Below are 16,248 nucleotides of genomic sequence, written 5' to 3'. Positions count from 1 at the left end.
GGGCGATGTCCCCGTAATCCCCTGCGGTCTGCAACACCTCCACGATCAGCGAACGTTTGTCCTGCGCCCCCACCCGGCCGACAGGGATCAGCGCAAGGATCGCAAGGCTAAATATCCTCCACATTCACGATGTCGCTGTTCTCCAGGTCAAAAAGAACGTGACGGCCTCCGTTCTTCTCGTTGATCTCGATACGGAAAACTTTCTCGTCCGGAATGGTGAACTTATCGAAAGCGATCACGTATTTCATCCGGCCGTTCCCCTCTATCCTGGGCGAATAATTCTCCGAGAACAAAGCCTGCTGATCCACTTCCTGGGATGCGGTCAGCTTGGCCGTTTTCTTGTCGATGATGTAATACCGGATATAATCTATATCATAAGGCAGTTTGCTTTTGTTCTCGATCTCAAAGGTAAACAGGAGCAAGTTATCATATATATGCAGGTTGTTCACGGAGAAAACGATCTTGTTGCGAACGATCCCCTTGTTGAATATCCCCCTTTTTGCGTTATATACCCGGCTCATGACCTGATCCCTTTCCCCGGCCGGGATAATGTTGTCGGTCAGGATCACGTTCGCCTTTTTCTCCGGCCGTTTCTCCCCTATCTCATAGACGAACGCCTCCGGCTGCTGCCGATAATCCACGTTGAACGTGTAGAACTTCCCCCCTTCGGTCGCCAGCGACACGTTTGTCTGCCTGGGAAATTCCTCCACCTTTCCCGTGGCTGCGATCATTCGCACGATATTCTCGGTATTCTCGGCCTTGCTTACCTGTATGCAGGTATCGCCGTAATCTATATAAATCACCTTTTCCGGTGCGATCAGGTGCGTTTGCGACACCTCATTCAGATAGATAGTGTCCGGCCGTATGCTCGACATATCGGGCAGGAAATAGTTCGTATGCTCCAGGCTGTCGGCATAGGTCACGTTAAACGAATAGAAAAAACCTCCCTCGGTCGCCACGCTGACGGTCGTCTGCTTGCTGAAACTTTTCCGGTTGGCCTTTATGCGCAAGATATTAGGCACGCTCTCCGGGTTATCGACGGCCACGAAGTCCGTAACGGCCTGGTTATACTTCACGGCCGAGGGGAATACAAGATGTATCGTCTTGGAATAATTCACTGCGATAGGCAGGCTTTCCACCGGGCGGATCTGCGCCCCGGCCGAGGAAACGGCCAACGCCAGGATAAAAGAACAAATAGCTTTCATTTCAGATATAGTTTATAGTTCGACTTCACGGTGACAACGACCTGGTTGTTCTTCTTCCGGAACACGCTCTTTGCCGCATTGCTCACCGCATTAACCCCCGTACTTAGAACGTCCGTCCCGTAAGAGGTAACGTTCATATCGCTAACCACCTCGTCGGCCGCCTCCTTTGTCGCTTCCGCCTTGATGTTCAAGGGCACATATATACCGGGCAGTCCGTCCCTGTCGTACACGGTCTTTTGCATCTCATAGATGCTGTTCCCGATCCGGACGGATTCAACCGTTATATTGATCCTGTCCTGTGCGAGCTTCACCACCCCGAAAACGGCCGTCCCCTTGTTAATCACCATGCCGCCGGGCAGTTGCATTTCTTGGAGCGTGACAAGTTTTATCACGCTCCCGTTCGTGATCTTCTGATCGCCCGACACAATGGCCTCTATCGTGTTTCCCTTGTTCTCCGGTTCTTCCCCCGAAAAGAAACGTCCTACTGTCCTTTCAGGCTCTTCCTTCTTCGGCGTTTCCTTTTTCGGCCGGGCTTTCGCCGTTCTCCGTTTCATGGCTGCGGCCGCTTTCAGACTGTCGGCTCTCTGGTTCTGCCTTAACTGTTCCTGCAAGGCTATCACTTCCGGATCTTCCCGGTACATAGCTCCCGAACGTTCCCGGTACACTTCATCGGTAAAATTCTCGTACTCCGGCCGTCCGTCCGTATTCATCATATCGTCCAGGGTAAAATCGCTTTGCTGCTGTGCCCTAAGCGAAGTGTTCACGCTCCCGTCCTCTTCCCGGTTGTCCCCTTTCCCGGTCAGTGCCAGCGTAACGGCCAGCACCACCAGCACGAAGATCCCCAGGGATGCGAACAGGATTATTTTTGTTTTCGTGGCCTTATCCATAGTGTTACTTTTTTTCAGGTTCTTGTTCTATCCGGACAATCTGCTGTATAAACTGGTTAAAGAAAAATCCCGTCACGTTCTCCGGAAATTGCGGCGTGGTTCTCACGATCTCCCCTTTCGTCCTGATAAGAAACCTTAGCTTCTGCCCCGAAACGCCGTAAATCGTCAGGGTGGAAGTGAAAGCCACCTTGTACGGCTCATTGTCCCCGGCGATCGTCTGGATGCTGTCTATCTCGCATTTATAGACCGCCCCGTTCTGCACCGCATCAAAATAGGCCTTATCATTATAATACTTTGAGAACACGGCATTCAGATCGTTCTTATTGACATAAAAAGCGGCGTGCGCCTGATTTTTTTTCAGGTTCAGGCGATCGAAGCTGTTAGCGTACCCGGTCGCCTCGGCGCACGTCTTTTTCACCAGGGCAAGAAACAGAGCCTCGCTATCCTCGGCGTGCGTTTTCAGGTACTCGCCGGATCGCTCCACCACGACCACCTTATCCAGTGCCGTAAAATTCACCACCAGTCCCCAGGCCAGCACCAGGACAACCACCACCAGGGCAAAGCCCAGGCACAATTTTAAGTTTACCGCTCCTTTGCGCTTGGCCTCGGCCAGTGTATCAAAATCTTTCAGTATATCGTCTTTATTCATAAGATCAGGATTTAAAACAGTTCACGACAAAATTTCACGCTTTTGGCAAACAGGAAAAGTTTGAACACGAAAGCGAAAAGAAGTCCCAGCATGGTATATTTGTTCTGTCCGCACATGTGCATGATATTCTCCGCAATGATAGACCCCAGGGCGTTGGCTATCAGGAACGCCGGGATCGTCATGTAACAGACAAACAGGTTTTTCAGGTATGCGTGCGTATAATGCCTCGTTTTCTCGTCCATGTAGAGTATTACGGCTATCGGCGTGACGATCTCCAGGAGTATAAGATACAGATACCGGGCTGACGCAAAGAAGAAAAATATATATTTCGTTGCGTACAGGAGTATCGTATAAGCCGCAATATTGAACGGCAGCATGATAACCTCCTGAATCTGCTGCCCTACCCAGTTATGCCGCCTTTGCACGTCCTCGATATAGTCCTTTGTAAAGGTTACGATCGCCTCGTCAATGCTTAGATCCACGTCCTCCTGATAATGGCTTATCAATTCGTTCTGAAGATTTCCAAGTGCCGTTTCCACGATCGTAAAGGCGAACGGTGCGACCATGATAATGGCGAACACATAAATATAGATATAGAACAGTTTGAAGAACTGTTTCATATCGACGGGCTTGTCCCCCTCGCTAAAGGCCTCTTTCCAGGCCGTCACGAACTTTTGTATCACGATGATAACGGCGATAAAGGAACAAAGGGCGATGATCCCCTGGCTGACGCCGTTCATCTTGACGGCCTCGTATGCGCTAATCACATTGTCGATCACTTCCATAGGCTCACTTCTTGGCTGTTGATTTCAGGGCTGCGATCCGTTTTATAGCGTCATTGACCGTATTAAACCTCGCTCTCTCGTCGAGCATCTTGTCCCGGTTCTCTTTCAGCTTGTTATCCAGATCCACGATAATTTTTATCCTCTCCCCGTCGGTCATGCTCACCGAGGGCGATATGATCGTCCGGATCAGGTCAAAGGAAAGCACGCTTTCCTCCATGATCTTGTTCAGCACGTTCGTATATTCCCCGTATGCCTCCTGTCCGGTAAACACGTCCGACCGGGTGCACTCTTTCGCCGCCAGTTCCAACATTTCCCCCTGCATGGAAAGCACCTGCAACACCATTTTAGAGTTTTTGATAACCCCGTTCACCTGCCGGTACAGATCCAGGCTCTTAGTCAGTATGTCCCTGGATTCCCCCAGCACTTGAAACTGTTCGTATGCCTGTTTAAGTTCTTTCGCCCAGGTTATCTGCGATAGCTGCGTCAAGGCCGGATCGGACACCACCCACTGGCCGAACGCCGTACAGTAAAAGCACATCATCACAAGCAAACTACATAGACATTTCCGTTTCATAACTTTTCTGTTTTAATTGTTTATACTTCTCTATGGCCGTTTCCATGCTTCCGGCCTCCTTGTAAATCTCCTGCAATTTGTTCCATTTCTCGCCGTCGGTCTGGAATGCAAGCAATTTTTCCGGTGAAAGCTCCAGGCGTACCACCGTTGCATAACTATCCATAAACCGGATGAATATCTCCGAATACGGCCGTACCCCTGAAAAGTCGTTACGGATCGACTTCATCAGGTTTACGTGGCTCCGGTTCTTGATATGGAACGCCTCTACCGTCTGGTCGTAAACGATCTCGTTGGCCGGAAGCACGTATAAGAGTTGCGTATTGGCGATAATGCCTTTCGTGTACTCGTTATCGGGAAGCTGCGCCAATGACTGGACGATCGTACCCACCGCCCCGTTTTCCTTGCGGAGTTTCTGGTAACAGAACGCCACCGTCGAATGTATGTCCGCACCTGAAAAGGTGTCCTTTATAGACTGGCTTTCTGCGTACTCGTCAAAGATCAGCATCCCCCTGACGGAACGATCCGAAAGGATCTTGTTCTCTATCGTATCGAAAAGGATTGTCATAATGACGGAAATCAGGAACGGATCTTTCTTTATCTTCGTCAGCTCAAAGACGATAAAATCCCGGTTCTGCATATCGTTCTCCAGTGGGGACGGCTTGCACACGTTCTCATAAAATCCCCCCGGCATAAATTCCGAACACACGTGCAGGAAGCTGTCTATATCGAAGTATTCCGGCAGGATATTCAAACGCTCATACAGTTTTTTCCCCTCTCTTTGGACGTACCTGTAAAAGTCCGGGAAACAATGGCCGTCGGGAATATCCTCGTAATAACGGCAAATGATCTTTGTCAGCGAAACAACTTGTTTCGTGTCCTCCATGATCGCCTTAGACCGCCAGAATTTAAGCACCAGGTTTACAAGCGTCTTTATCTTCTCGTTGTCCGGCTGCTTCCCGGCCGTATAGAACGGATTGATCCCCAACGGGCTGCTGCCGTCATAATCAATATGCAGCGACCTGTCCGGGTACAACTGCGAAAGCTGGTAAAAGCTCTTTCCGAACTCGACGACGATCTGTTTATAATTCTGCTCGATGTTCTGCTGGATGATGTTCAACGACGTAACCGACTTTCCCCCACCCGTCGATGCGACGATAATCATGTTACGTGCCGGAATGCGTTTCTTATCTGCGTCCCAAACGTCCTTTCGAATCGGTGTTTGATACAGCCGTTCGTTAAACAAGATCCCCTCCTTGTCGCTGCGGAACGTAGAGTAATTGATCCCCATGCAGAGCGACGAATGCAGATCCGAAAGAAACAGGTAGTCCGGATTCAGGTTGTTTTCCCGGCCGATGATCGAGCCTATAAAGATATTATAAAGCCCCTCGTAACTTGGAATGTAATATTTAAACCCGGCGTTCGTGAAAATCATTTTTACCTGTTCCGTCTGTCGGTTCAGGATCGTTTCGTCATCCTCCAACAGCAACACGTTCAGGTGCGTTTTGCAAAGCACGTTTTCCTCGTTGATGATCTCCTGCTCATACGAGGCCAGGCCGTCATAACGGCTTTTTATGGCCTTGTCAAACTCCCGGTAACGGCCGAACAGCTTCACCCTCTCGGCCAGTTCCTCCCGGTAGCTTCCCCCGGCGAATTTCCATATCTGGTTTACCACATGGGAACAGGGCACATGAACGCCGATCCTTTCCAGCATCGACATATAAAGCTGGCTGTTTGCCTCCTGCAAAGTGCTGTCCGTAACATATACTTTCATCCTGTCGGGCAGATACCTTTCATCACAAACGGCAAAGAATATCCCTTTCTTCTGCCCGATCCTTATCATATCGGAACACTGTATATCCCTTAGTCCCTCGTCGTCATGGAAACCGTTCACGTACCGGAAAAGGTGCTGTTTCACCTCGGCCACGTTCAACGGCCGGATCTGCGTGCCACGGATATTCCGGATAATGGAAACTGCACTCTCCACCGATTCCAGAAACTCGGCCAGCCTGTCCCGGTCTGCCTTCGCCAGTTTCTCGCTATACGCCAACGGGTTGGCCTGGTACGCTTTTTCAAGGCTTTGCAGTCCCGAAAGCGTAAAGGACAATATGCAGAAGTGATGCAGGTATTCCCGTCCGTCGAAATACTTCCTTTCGGCCGTCTGTATATAGCCCTCCCCCTCGATCACATATTCCGGCTTGAATTTCCTGCGTAAAAACACGTCCTGCTTATGTATAAACCCGGTTCGGACATACTGGAAAGCCCGGAATAACTCGTTATGCCTTTCCTCCAGATCCGAGCGATCCAGCGAATAGGCCTCCGGCAATTCCAACAGGTAGGAAACGGATATTTCGCCGGATTTGGTAAGTATGGAAGATCCTACCGTATCCAAGATACAGTACGCTTGCGCTGCCGATATTTTCATAAAAAGAGTGTTTACAGGCTGTTTAACAGATCCTTATTCGATATGACAAATACCTGTCTTTTGAACTTGCCGAACTTGCGCTGCATGGAAAGGTTGATAAAGACGATCCGCAAGACCACAGAGGCGAACGCCCCGGCCACCAGCGAAACGATAAAGGCCAAAAAAGATCCCTCCCCACTCATGGCACTTGTCAGGAAGCCCACGACAAAAAGAACAATCACAGCCAGGATAATACAATAGATGCAAAAAAACTTCGTTCTCATTCCATGCACTTTCAGGGGTGTTTCCAGCCCCTTTCTAACCTGGAAGTCCATTAGAGGGACATTTTAAGTTTGCTATTGATAAGTGCGATAACGGCTGCAATGATCGCAAGCCCGATGATGATGTAACCAACTACCCAGAGTAAGTTTACAATACCCTCTTTTCTTGTTCCCTGTCCGTCCCGGTCTATAATCTTATCATAATTCATCACCACACCGATCCCCACTCCCACGATCAGGAGCATGGCGATCACCGGAACGGCATAATCACTAAGGAATGTGTTTACTTCATTTCTGATACCTCCAGTAGCCTGGAGCAAGATAAACAAAGGCGTTTTCATAAGGAGTTTATTTTTAAGTATTTAAGTAAATAAATTCTTATCCGGCCAATCCAAAAACAACCTTTGCTATTGCACTGGAGTTTCAAACTGGAGTGTATTTATACAATTATATTGTACAAAATCCATTCCAATTTGACATAATACACTACTGTTTTAATAAATACACTAATTATCAAACTTTTATAATTTTACCCCTTTTTTATATTCCACAAAAAAGTGTGGAGTTGTCCCACACTTTGTAGAATGTCGCCACACTTCCCTTGTTATTCAATGCCTTGTATATCCCTTATGATCTGCTGGTAATTTTCCTCTATATCCGAGGCCAGTACGGGATGCACGATCGGAAGCGGATCTTCCTTGTCCTCGTACATTTCAAACCTCAAATGAAAGTTCCTCATGTTGGAATGTGCCGCACTCCCCACGAACTCGCCCGATTTCAGGCTGGTAAAGAAATTCGTGTCGTATATTTCCTCTTTCTGCGTGGAAACTGTACGGCTGCGGTTCTCCCCTCCCCGGCTGCTTCCGGTGGTCTTTGAAACCCTCTGCCTCTCCTCTTTTCCAAAAACAAGCGGGTAGCTTTTCAAGGCCTCTATGTCCTTTGTCCGGCCAAAGAACTGGTTCCCGAAATTGGATTCTATCGAACTGCGGTCATATTTCCCGTATATCTTCTCGATCTTCGCCGCCGACTGCGTGAGGAAAACGAAACTGCAAAGGTATTCCCTTAGAACGGACGGCAGTTTCTCGAAATCGGCGATCCGGAACGTGGTCGCTTCATCCAGAAAGTAGAAGAACGGCACTTTGTTCGCCAGCGTGAAACGCCGGGACGAAATGGAAAGCATGAGCGATATAACCGGGGAAATCAGGTTTTCGATCTGATAGGCGTTCGATACGACAACCAATTTCGGACATTCCGGATCTATCAGGTTAAAGTCGAAATCATTTCCGGAAAGGACATAACACACCTTTTTTTCGTTGGCGAGCGTGCTTAGACTGTTGGTAAGGCTGCTTAGATAGCTGCTTTGCGTCTTGGGGCTGTCCTTTGCGTCCAGGAATGCCCCGGCCAGTACCCGGCTCTGGTGCTTGCCCTCCAGGAACGACGTTATCCGGACAGTTCCGGCCGAACAAATGAAATTAACGATATGGGGTATCGTGCAAAACTGCGGATAATCGTTATAAAACCGGATCGAAACGCCCCTTAATATCCCCAACGCCCCGTTAAACCACTCGTCCCGTTTGCCGTCCTTTCCCTGGTAGGCGGTCAGCATATCATCCATTAGCTGCAAGAACAAGGTTTCATTCTTCACCACGGAAGGACGTATCGGATTTGTCCGGTGCGTCCGTTCCATATCCGTGAAACTGATCTGGAAGCACCCATAAGGGTAATTATGTTTTTTTACCAGGTGTACGGCTGTCCTTGCCAGATCGAAATCCTTGTAATTATAGACAAATCCGGCAAACCCGGCCTGTATATACTGGCTTAACAAGGGCTTTCCTATGCTTTTGGTCTTTCCGGAGTTCGCCCCACCATAGACCAGGAAATTATCGAACGGATCGGCAAAGGTTATTTTCCTCCCTCCCCCGGCCGACAGTTCAAAACGGTATTTCTGTCCTTTTTGCTGCTGTTTCCCGGAATTTGGAAGCAACAGCACAACAACGATGATCCCCACCAGGCAGGCGATCCCTATAATAATATACATCATCATATCATAACTCTTTAAACGGGTTTAGAAAACTGCCGATCTGTTTTATCAGCATCATTTTTATATTAGCCGGGTTCTGTATAAGGCTGACGGCCTTTTTCACGTTGCCTACAAGCATCCTTTCCGTCCGGAAGCTATCCCCCAGGATCTCGTTTATCAGCTTTTGTTTGGCCTTACCACCGATAAACCCGACCGTCTTGTCTGCGCTTCGGTGCGTTCCCCTTTCCCGGCCTCCGGTATCTTTGGCGTACCCGGTAAAGGCAAGCAAATCCCGGCGTTCCATAAAGAAAGAACTTTCCCCCTTGATGTAGGTATAGTTTCCGGCCTCGTCCCTTTCGATCGTATATCCCCTCTCCCTCATGGCCTTGTTTATCTGCCTTACCGTCCGGTATTCGGGATTTGCCAGGCACTCCCTAAGATCCTCGTTCCTGACTGCGTACCCATGCTTGTATCGGTCTATCAGATTGATCTCATTCTCGTATGCGTATTTCCGGATCGCCGAAATCGGCACATAGGTTTTCGTTTCCCTATCAAACAGTACATCATAAGACACCTCTTTAAGCTCTTTCCTGTATTTCACCGGATCGGGTTCAGGCATGGGCGTTTCCGCTTCGTTTTCCGTTTCTTCCGGATGTGCCTCGCTCCCCGGCGTTTCCTGCTGTGGCTGCTGCGCTTCCTCCTTTGTTTCCGGCTTTCCGGTCACGCTTTTATCCTCTTCCGGCTCGATCGGCACTTTCTGGTATGTCAGGAAAGAAATATTCTTGGCTTCCAGGCCGTTTTCCCGGTAGGCCACGCCCTCCTGCTTGTACTTGTACAGGTTAAACCGTTCGATAATGCCCTCCATGTGGCGGCTCTCCAGTTTCGGATCGGCGAATTTTTTCAGATCCTTGTGCCGTATGCTCACCCGTTCACCCTCCCGTGAAAAGGAATGTACCCCTTTCCGTACCTTATGCGTGTAGCCTTGTTCTTTCATGGCTACGACAATCTGGTTAGCGGACGTAAAACGGTAGTTCTCCAACAGGTTTTTAAGCTCCGGGTTCTTGATCTTCTTCAAGACGGCTTCGGCCGTCGGTTCGCTTTTCACCAGGTTTATTTGATGCTCGTATGCGAACTGCCGGACGGTGGCGAACGATACCGTCGTATGGTTTTGTTCATCATAAACCACTTTATAAGCGACCTCTTTCAAGGCCTTTTCCCCCTTCTGTGCTTCATCTTTTACATATGTCGAGAAACTTATATCCTTTACCTGCAAACCGTTCTCCCTGTACCCGGCCGGGTTCGCCTCGTACTTTGTCAAGTCGAAACGTTCCGTTATGCTTTTTAGCTGCTCGTCAGACAGAGGTTGTTCGAACGCTTTCAAGAGCCTGTGTTCAACCTGGAACACTTCACCCTCCCGTGAAAAGGAATGCACCCCCTTCCTTACCTGGTGCGTGTAACCTTGTTCCCTCATGGCTGCGACGATCTGGTTTGCCGCCGTAAACTGCTCGTCCTGCAATATCCTTTTAAGCTCCGGGTTCGTGATCTTCCCGATCTCGGCCGATACCTGCGGACGTACATAAGTTTCCCCCTCTTTGGCCTGGTAATCGAATTTCCGGTTAAAACATTCCTGTACCCTGACTTTCCAGCCCTCATGTGAAAAACCCCGTTTCACCGTCCCCCTGCCCTCCAGTTCCCAGGTGTTCCCGGCCGATTTAGCCCCCGGAGAAAGTTTCACTTTCCCGTCCAGGCTCTTGCGTGAAACGATTACGTGAACGTGTAAGTTCAGACCGGGTTTAGGCTCTCCGATCCTGGCGATCCCCTGTTTCACCTCTTCATCTTCCGGATGATAGGATCGTTCCGTTTCCACACGTGCGTAATACATGAGATCCTGGCCTCCCCTAATATTGTCCCGTCCGAAGTTCAAGGCGTATTCATCCATAGCCGAACGGGTGAACGCCTCCAGCTTTTGGAAAACCTCTTTTTTCTCCTGTGGTGTAAGTTCCTTAAAATCGTCCACTTTCCGGCCGATAAGGTGCATTTGTTCCGACTGCGACGGATTGAGCGAAAGCATGAAGAATTTAGCGTCGTTAGCCCCTAACGCCTTTTTGTTCCCGTCTATATCCATAATTACCCGTTCGGGTGAAATATCCTGCTCCGTATGGGAGAAAAAACGCTGTCCCTCCCCCGTTTCCTTTTCCAGATAACGCACCAGGTCGTGACAGCTTCCCGTATTTCCGCTTTTCACGTCCTCGGCCGGGTGTACTTTGGCAAACATAGGCTTATCTCTTTAGTTCGTCCTTTAACCTTTTCACCCACATATCCAGCGTATTACGGTCTATCTCATAAACCGTATCGTTGAATGTCGGTATCTTCTTCACCTCGTCGATACGCTCCACGATCTCCAGGATCTTGTGCGTATTGCATCCGACGGCCGGAGTTCCTTTCTCCTGCCGGGCTATTTCGAGATCCGTTTGCAGTTTCCCGGCCTTCTCCCGGTTTTCCCTGGCTTCCTGTTCCAGTTGCTTGGAACGCTCCAAAAGTTCCTGTACCTGTGAGATGTGCATATATTCGTCCGGATTGTCCCCCGGCGTTTTCACTTCCCCGACAAGCGACAAAAGGAGTTGTTCGATGTTTTTCAGCCTTACGTTAGTGGATTTCTCAATGCCCCGGACAACTTCGATCACCCGGCTTGCCTGCTCTTTGGCCGCAATGTTCGGCGGCATTACATTCGACTGCGGGGTGATCCCCGTTGTTTCAAAATAGAGTAACATTTCGGCCACGAACGCATCGTGCGATTTGTTTCCTTTCAGCATATCAAGCCTAAACCTTGTACTCTCCTTTATACGGATAGACGTATCTTTACTTGTTGTTGCCATAATTTCACGTATAGGGGTTTGCATACATAAATATCGGCTACAATATACTATAATTCAATGAATTATCAAAATAATGTATGCAATATGTATGCAATTCGCATACATATAAACAAGTAAACAGTTATATATCAGTGATTTGGAAAATCAGCATTGGACTAAGTCCAATGACTGCTTGCTCACTTTGGTAAACCGTCGTTCTCTCTCTCCTTGCTTCGCTCGTCGCTCCTGGAACGCTCCGCACGGCTTCGCTCCAATACATCAGACACCCAGCCCCCAAAATGCACATTACAAATGTACACCGCCCCCCAAAAAAGTGTACATTTGTAAAACGGCGGCAATCGTTCCGATCACCTTATATTTTACAACACAAAAACAAAATTTTACACATTTTAACGCGCGGAAAAATCGCACTAAAGAAACGCTTCGCTCATTTTTTCTCCGTTTCTCATTTTCCGTTTTCAAAATGCACATTTTCCAGCCGTTTTTGAAGCCTGTGATTCCCTAAGATTTTCCTTCTTTGTGAGAATAGTCTTTGTAGAGGTTCTTTGTAAGAAAGCGTTTTTTCATTTATAATTAACTGAAATACAAATCGTTATAGGTGAAAAGACACAACCTAAAATACTCATTTTACTAAAATCCGAAGGGGGAAAATACTTATTTTACTAAAATTACCCCCTCCAATAAATACCCATTTTACTAAAGGTTACAATAAAAAGTACTTGGTATTTTTTGGCGGTATCTTTTATTTCTTTAACTTTGTCCCGAACTCAAAAAAAAAAGCCTATGGCGACCAACGACATCACCCTCTATATTCCTCCTACGGAGGAAGAAGTAATGTTAATCCAGCCGAATAACGTAACATTCGGCCAGTACTCTGTGACCGAGTGGCAAGAAAACCTCCTGACGCTCATAAGCGACCAGATCCAGCAACACATGACCAGGGAAAAACAACTGCCTAAAGACCTCTTTAACCAGCCTGTCGTCGAGATCAAATGCGACGAAGCCGGGGGGAAGAACAACAAGAGCAAAGTTCTGAAAGAGGCTATCGCCATGATGCGGAAAAACTTTTCCTTTCGCTGGGTGCATCCCAATATCCACCAGACGGTGGAAACGTTCGGGGTGGTGATAACGACGGTACACAACATCAAAGGCACAAACCGGGTAGCCCTGACGCTCAACCCCTGGGCGATCCCTTTCCTGCTCTACTACGGTACGGGTGTCGGCGGTACAAGGTACGGGAAGAACATCGCCTTAACCCTCCGGGGCAATTACACCAAGCGGCTCTACAAGATCATTTGCAGCCAACGGGACAGACGGGAGTATTATTACTCGATCGACCAATTCTGCAAAGACCTGGAGATCCCGGCCTCCTACTCGAATGCACAGATCGACCAAAAGGTTTTAAGGCCTGCACAGACACGAATCAAGGAAAGCGAGGCCGATGTATGGTTCGATTACAAATTCATCTGCAAAACGCCTAAAAAGGGGCAAAAACCGAAAGCCGACACGATTATCCTGTTCATCCATGCGAGAAATCCCCAAGAACTGCGAGGCGACCAGCAACAACAATACTCGTTCGTTTACCGTTGGGTTTACGGTGCTTTAAGCTATCCGAGCGACAACACCCCGGTAAGGGCACTCGACAAGATCCTGGAAAGCGGACGGCTGAAAGACGTGTACGACCGTTGTGCATATTACGACGATAAGGTTTGCAGCGGTGAAATGAGTACAGCCCACGCACAAAATTCACTGGCAAAGATGCTGCGTGAGGATTTCGGTATCAAGGCCAGGGGGAAAAAGAAAGATCCCGACCTGTTTGGTTAAATCCGGAAGATTTTCTATATTTGTGTGCGGCCGGGGTGGTTCCCGTCCGTCTGGGGGCTGACGGCTATTGCACGTCAAGCCTTAAAAGTGGGGCGAATTGACGTATTACGACATCCCCACTTTTTCATATACCCCTATATTGTAATGCACATTACAATAATACTAAAATACTAAGATTAGTATAGACTTATCTTAGTATTTTAGTAAAACGAGTATGCTTGAAATCTGCCTCCGGCGGGGTTTTTACTGGGGGCTTCTGACCTTTGCACTGTTTCCTATTGTTCCGTAAAATCAGTGTCGCACAGTCCGCACCTTAACACCAGCCCGGATTTTCCCCACACGTTACAGCCGCACCCACAGGTGTATTTCTTCCGCTTTCCGCTTTTGCTCTCCCCCTCGTCCGGATCTTCCGGTTCTTCCGTTTCGTCCCCGTCGCTTCCGGCGATGCGGATCGGCCGGGTAGGTACGGCCGCCAAAGTCGGCTTGTACCTAAGCCGCAAGTTTTGCAGATCCTCCCGGCTTAGCGTATTGAAAACCTGCTCGAACTTCCCTCCCGGAATGATATAATGCGTAATGCTCTGGCCTGTCCTTTTGCCTCCGGCCTCCCCGGTGTCGGACGGCATCAGTCCGACCTGGATCATCTTGTCAGCCCATTGCGAATTATGATACCCTCCCCGGCTCGGCCTGCCGAAATCCTCCTGCCACAAATGGCACATTTCATGTACCAGGGTAGAATGCCAGTCCCGATCTTCCCGGTTCATAAAATCGGGGTTGATGCTGATCTCGTGAACGACCTTTTTTTCCTGCCCGTCCCCTCTCCAACGGTTGGCGGCGAAAAAGCCGAACGCCCCACCGTGACGGGACATATTCACGATACATTCCGAAAGCTCACCGTTAAAAATTGCGTCGTTGTAAAACTGATACAAGTCGTCCAACGTCTTAAACTGGATCGTCGTTATCATAAGCCTTTTGTTTTTCAATCTGAATGCAAAGATACGGATATTTTTGTAATGTACATTATAAAAATACTAAAATACTAATATTAGTATAACCGGATATAAAAGATACCCATTTTACTAAAATACTTGAATAAGTACACGTTACGTTTACAAAATACACTACTGTAATGCGCATTACAAAAATACTATTTTTAGTATTTACTAAAAAAAGCGCATCTATCCCAAAGATTATTCGAGAGATTTTTTTATCTTTCGGCCGAAGAATCCCGGAACGGAAATATTAAAAATATCCACGTTCCCAATAAACCATATACGCCCATGTTTCCAAATTACAAAGACTTTCAGATAGCTGTTTACTACACGCTGGGAAAAGCACTTCCCAAGCATATAGAGGAAGTGCAGACGGAGATCATCGAGAATTTCGATATAAAATACAATTCCCCCATGCTCGCACACCCGTTACTGCGTACCCCCATTTACGAGAAAATCATCCTCCGTATATTAGATACAATGGAAGATTTAAAAGAGATCCGCTTTTCCGACGACCGTACCCATGTCGTCCTTACCGGAAGGGGTAAACATCTCCTGGACGAGTACGAGAATGAAATGAATCAGAGGTTGCCTTTCATCATAAGCCGTAAAAAGTTCAAACGTCACACCCAAGAAGAGTTAGCTAAGGCATACCGGGAACTCAATGAATATCCCGATTAGTTTTTCTCCCAGGATTGAGCGTACGAACTAAAATACTAAAAGTAGTATCTACTATTTTTAGTAGATGTAGTATCAAACGAAACGTTTCTTTAAGGCGATGATCGGGTTTATCATCGTCTTGTACATTTCCAGGGGTTCACCCATAAGCTCGCACCGGATTAGGTGTATCAGCCTCTCGTCTTTCGGATCTGTCGGCTGCGGCTGGCAGTCCTTTCCCGTCCTGGTCTGATCCTCCAGTTCGGCCACTAAAATATACTGGAGCGTAAAGATGTCGGCCACGGTTTCCACCTCTCCGGCCACCTGTCGGTATAACTTCCGGTACTCCGGCCAACGTTCGGTATCATAGATATTCGCCTCGATATAGGCGTTTATCTGCGGAGTGGTGGCCGTCTGCTCGATTTCCACACCGGAAAGCCTGCGGATCACCTCTATTTTAAGTTTTTTCCCGGTAAACTTCTGTTTCGGCCTTAACCCGTATTGCGGCATTTCCCCCAGGGAGATAAACGGCTCTTTATCCCCCTTTCTCCGGTAAATGAAATATTCCGCTATCATCGTTCGGGGATATTCAAAACGTGATCCACTAACAGGGCTTTGTCCTCCGGATTTGCCTTTATCCAGAACAGCGACCAATTCAAGGCGTTTCCATACTCGTTAATACCGTTTTCCCGGACGGTCTGCCCGGCTGTCGGGGAAATCCCTTTCAGGCATGAAAGCGCATTATTATTGCCAAACATGGCATATCTGTTAAAGGCTTCCAACTCGAAAGGATAAATATCAAACCTTTTCTTTCCCTGGACGACCTGCGCAACAATCCGGCTATCATAGTCCGGATATTTGTCGGGTTCGACCTTAATCCCCAGGTTCTCCAGCAAAGCCCGGTTTATCCGATCGTCCGTCCCCAAATAAAACTGAAAGAAATCCCCGTCATACCCCCTGTATTTGCCTAAAAGATGCGCATACAGTTCCGCATTCACTTTGCCGTAAATACAACTCTTTATAAAATCCTCGTCGATACGGTTTCCGTCTATCGCATTGGAAACAACATCAATAATCTGTATAATCTTCGGTTTGTTCAT

The 16,248-nt window shown here is 48.1% G+C and carries 16 protein-coding genes; 2 read left to right on the top strand and 14 right to left on the bottom strand.

Annotation, left to right across the window (positions count from 1 at the left end; all coding sequences use genetic code 11):
* Positions 1 to 107: 107 nt before the first annotated feature.
* The 11 genes from traN to BT_RS24125 all read right to left on the bottom strand — a co-directional run bounded on the left by traN (position 108) and on the right by BT_RS24125 (position 11,678).
* Complete coding sequence (gene traN / locus BT_RS24175) at positions 108 to 1,205, bottom strand: conjugative transposon protein TraN (RefSeq protein WP_005842179.1); 1,098 nt, start codon at positions 1,203 to 1,205, stop codon at positions 108 to 110.
* Positions 1,202 to 1,969 carry a conjugative transposon protein TraM gene (traM, locus tag BT_RS24170; RefSeq protein ID WP_225011980.1) on the bottom strand — a complete coding sequence of 256 codons (768 nt, stop codon included), beginning with the start codon at positions 1,967 to 1,969 and terminating at the stop codon, positions 1,202 to 1,204. The genes traN and traM overlap by 4 nt, the downstream gene beginning before the upstream one ends.
* Before the next feature lie 127 nt (positions 1,970 to 2,096).
* Positions 2,097 to 2,741: a hypothetical protein gene (locus tag BT_RS24165; protein WP_005842183.1), complete on the bottom strand. Its 645-nt coding sequence runs from the start codon at positions 2,739 to 2,741 to the stop codon at positions 2,097 to 2,099.
* An 11-nt stretch (positions 2,742 to 2,752) separates the two neighbouring features.
* A complete protein-coding gene (locus BT_RS24160) occupies positions 2,753 to 3,526 on the bottom strand; it encodes a hypothetical protein (protein WP_005842185.1) in 774 nt (257 codons plus the stop codon).
* Between the two features lie 4 nt (positions 3,527 to 3,530).
* A complete protein-coding gene (locus BT_RS24155; RefSeq protein ID WP_225011981.1) occupies positions 3,531 to 4,013 on the bottom strand; it encodes a conjugal transfer protein TraI in 483 nt (160 codons plus the stop codon).
* A 64-nt stretch (positions 4,014 to 4,077) separates the two neighbouring features.
* Positions 4,078 to 6,522, bottom strand: a complete 2,445-nt coding sequence (locus BT_RS24150) for a VirB4 family type IV secretion system protein (RefSeq protein WP_005842190.1) — start codon at positions 6,520 to 6,522, stop codon at positions 4,078 to 4,080.
* Between the two features lie 11 nt (positions 6,523 to 6,533).
* A complete protein-coding gene (locus BT_RS24145) occupies positions 6,534 to 6,836 on the bottom strand; it encodes a hypothetical protein (protein ID WP_005842192.1) in 303 nt (100 codons plus the stop codon).
* Entirely contained in the window at positions 6,836 to 7,123 is a 288-nt protein-coding gene (locus BT_RS24140; RefSeq protein WP_005842194.1) for a hypothetical protein, read from the bottom strand. Before BT_RS24140 ends, BT_RS24145 begins: the two co-directional genes overlap by 1 nt.
* 263 nt (positions 7,124 to 7,386) lie before the next feature.
* Entirely contained in the window at positions 7,387 to 8,826 is a 1,440-nt protein-coding gene (locus tag BT_RS24135) for a type IV secretory system conjugative DNA transfer family protein (protein WP_005842196.1), read from the bottom strand.
* A 1-nt stretch (position 8,827) separates the two neighbouring features.
* On the bottom strand, positions 8,828 to 11,077 hold the full coding sequence (locus tag BT_RS24130) for a DUF5712 family protein (protein ID WP_011109632.1): 2,250 nt from the start codon (positions 11,075 to 11,077) through the stop codon (positions 8,828 to 8,830).
* Between the two features lie 4 nt (positions 11,078 to 11,081).
* The gene (locus BT_RS24125; protein WP_224205130.1) at positions 11,082 to 11,678 is read right to left on the bottom strand and encodes a BfmA/BtgA family mobilization protein; all 597 of its coding nucleotides are present in this window, start codon (positions 11,676 to 11,678) and stop codon (positions 11,082 to 11,084) included.
* A 783-nt stretch (positions 11,679 to 12,461) separates the two neighbouring features.
* On the opposite strand from BT_RS24125, the gene BT_RS24115 reads away from it, so the two are divergent.
* Positions 12,462 to 13,502, top strand: a complete 1,041-nt coding sequence (locus BT_RS24115; RefSeq protein WP_005648610.1) for a replication initiation protein — start codon at positions 12,462 to 12,464, stop codon at positions 13,500 to 13,502.
* A 275-nt stretch (positions 13,503 to 13,777) separates the two neighbouring features.
* On the opposite strand, the gene BT_RS24110 is transcribed toward BT_RS24115, so the two are convergent.
* Positions 13,778 to 14,464: a SprT-like domain-containing protein gene (locus tag BT_RS24110; RefSeq protein WP_005842205.1), complete on the bottom strand. Its 687-nt coding sequence runs from the start codon at positions 14,462 to 14,464 to the stop codon at positions 13,778 to 13,780.
* 315 nt (positions 14,465 to 14,779) lie between these two features.
* Between BT_RS24110 and BT_RS24105 the strand changes: the two genes are divergently transcribed.
* Complete coding sequence (locus tag BT_RS24105; protein ID WP_005648570.1) at positions 14,780 to 15,172, top strand: hypothetical protein; 393 nt, start codon at positions 14,780 to 14,782, stop codon at positions 15,170 to 15,172.
* A gap of 72 nt (positions 15,173 to 15,244) precedes the next feature.
* Here the strand turns inward: BT_RS24105 and BT_RS24100 are convergent, their stop codons facing one another.
* Both BT_RS24100 and BT_RS24095 read right to left on the bottom strand, forming a co-directional pair.
* Positions 15,245 to 15,802 carry a hypothetical protein gene (locus BT_RS24100; RefSeq protein ID WP_225018426.1) on the bottom strand — a complete coding sequence of 186 codons (558 nt, stop codon included), beginning with the start codon at positions 15,800 to 15,802 and terminating at the stop codon, positions 15,245 to 15,247.
* Entirely contained in the window at positions 15,721 to 16,248 is a 528-nt protein-coding gene (locus BT_RS24095; protein ID WP_007756674.1) for a hypothetical protein, read from the bottom strand. Before BT_RS24095 ends, BT_RS24100 begins: the two co-directional genes overlap by 82 nt.

The sequence above is a fragment of the Bacteroides thetaiotaomicron VPI-5482 genome, from assembly GCF_000011065.1.
GTDB lineage: Bacteria > Bacteroidota > Bacteroidia > Bacteroidales > Bacteroidaceae > Bacteroides > Bacteroides thetaiotaomicron.
The sequence above is the reverse complement of the archived record's forward strand: the minus strand, read 5'-3'. Positions and strand labels throughout refer to the sequence as shown.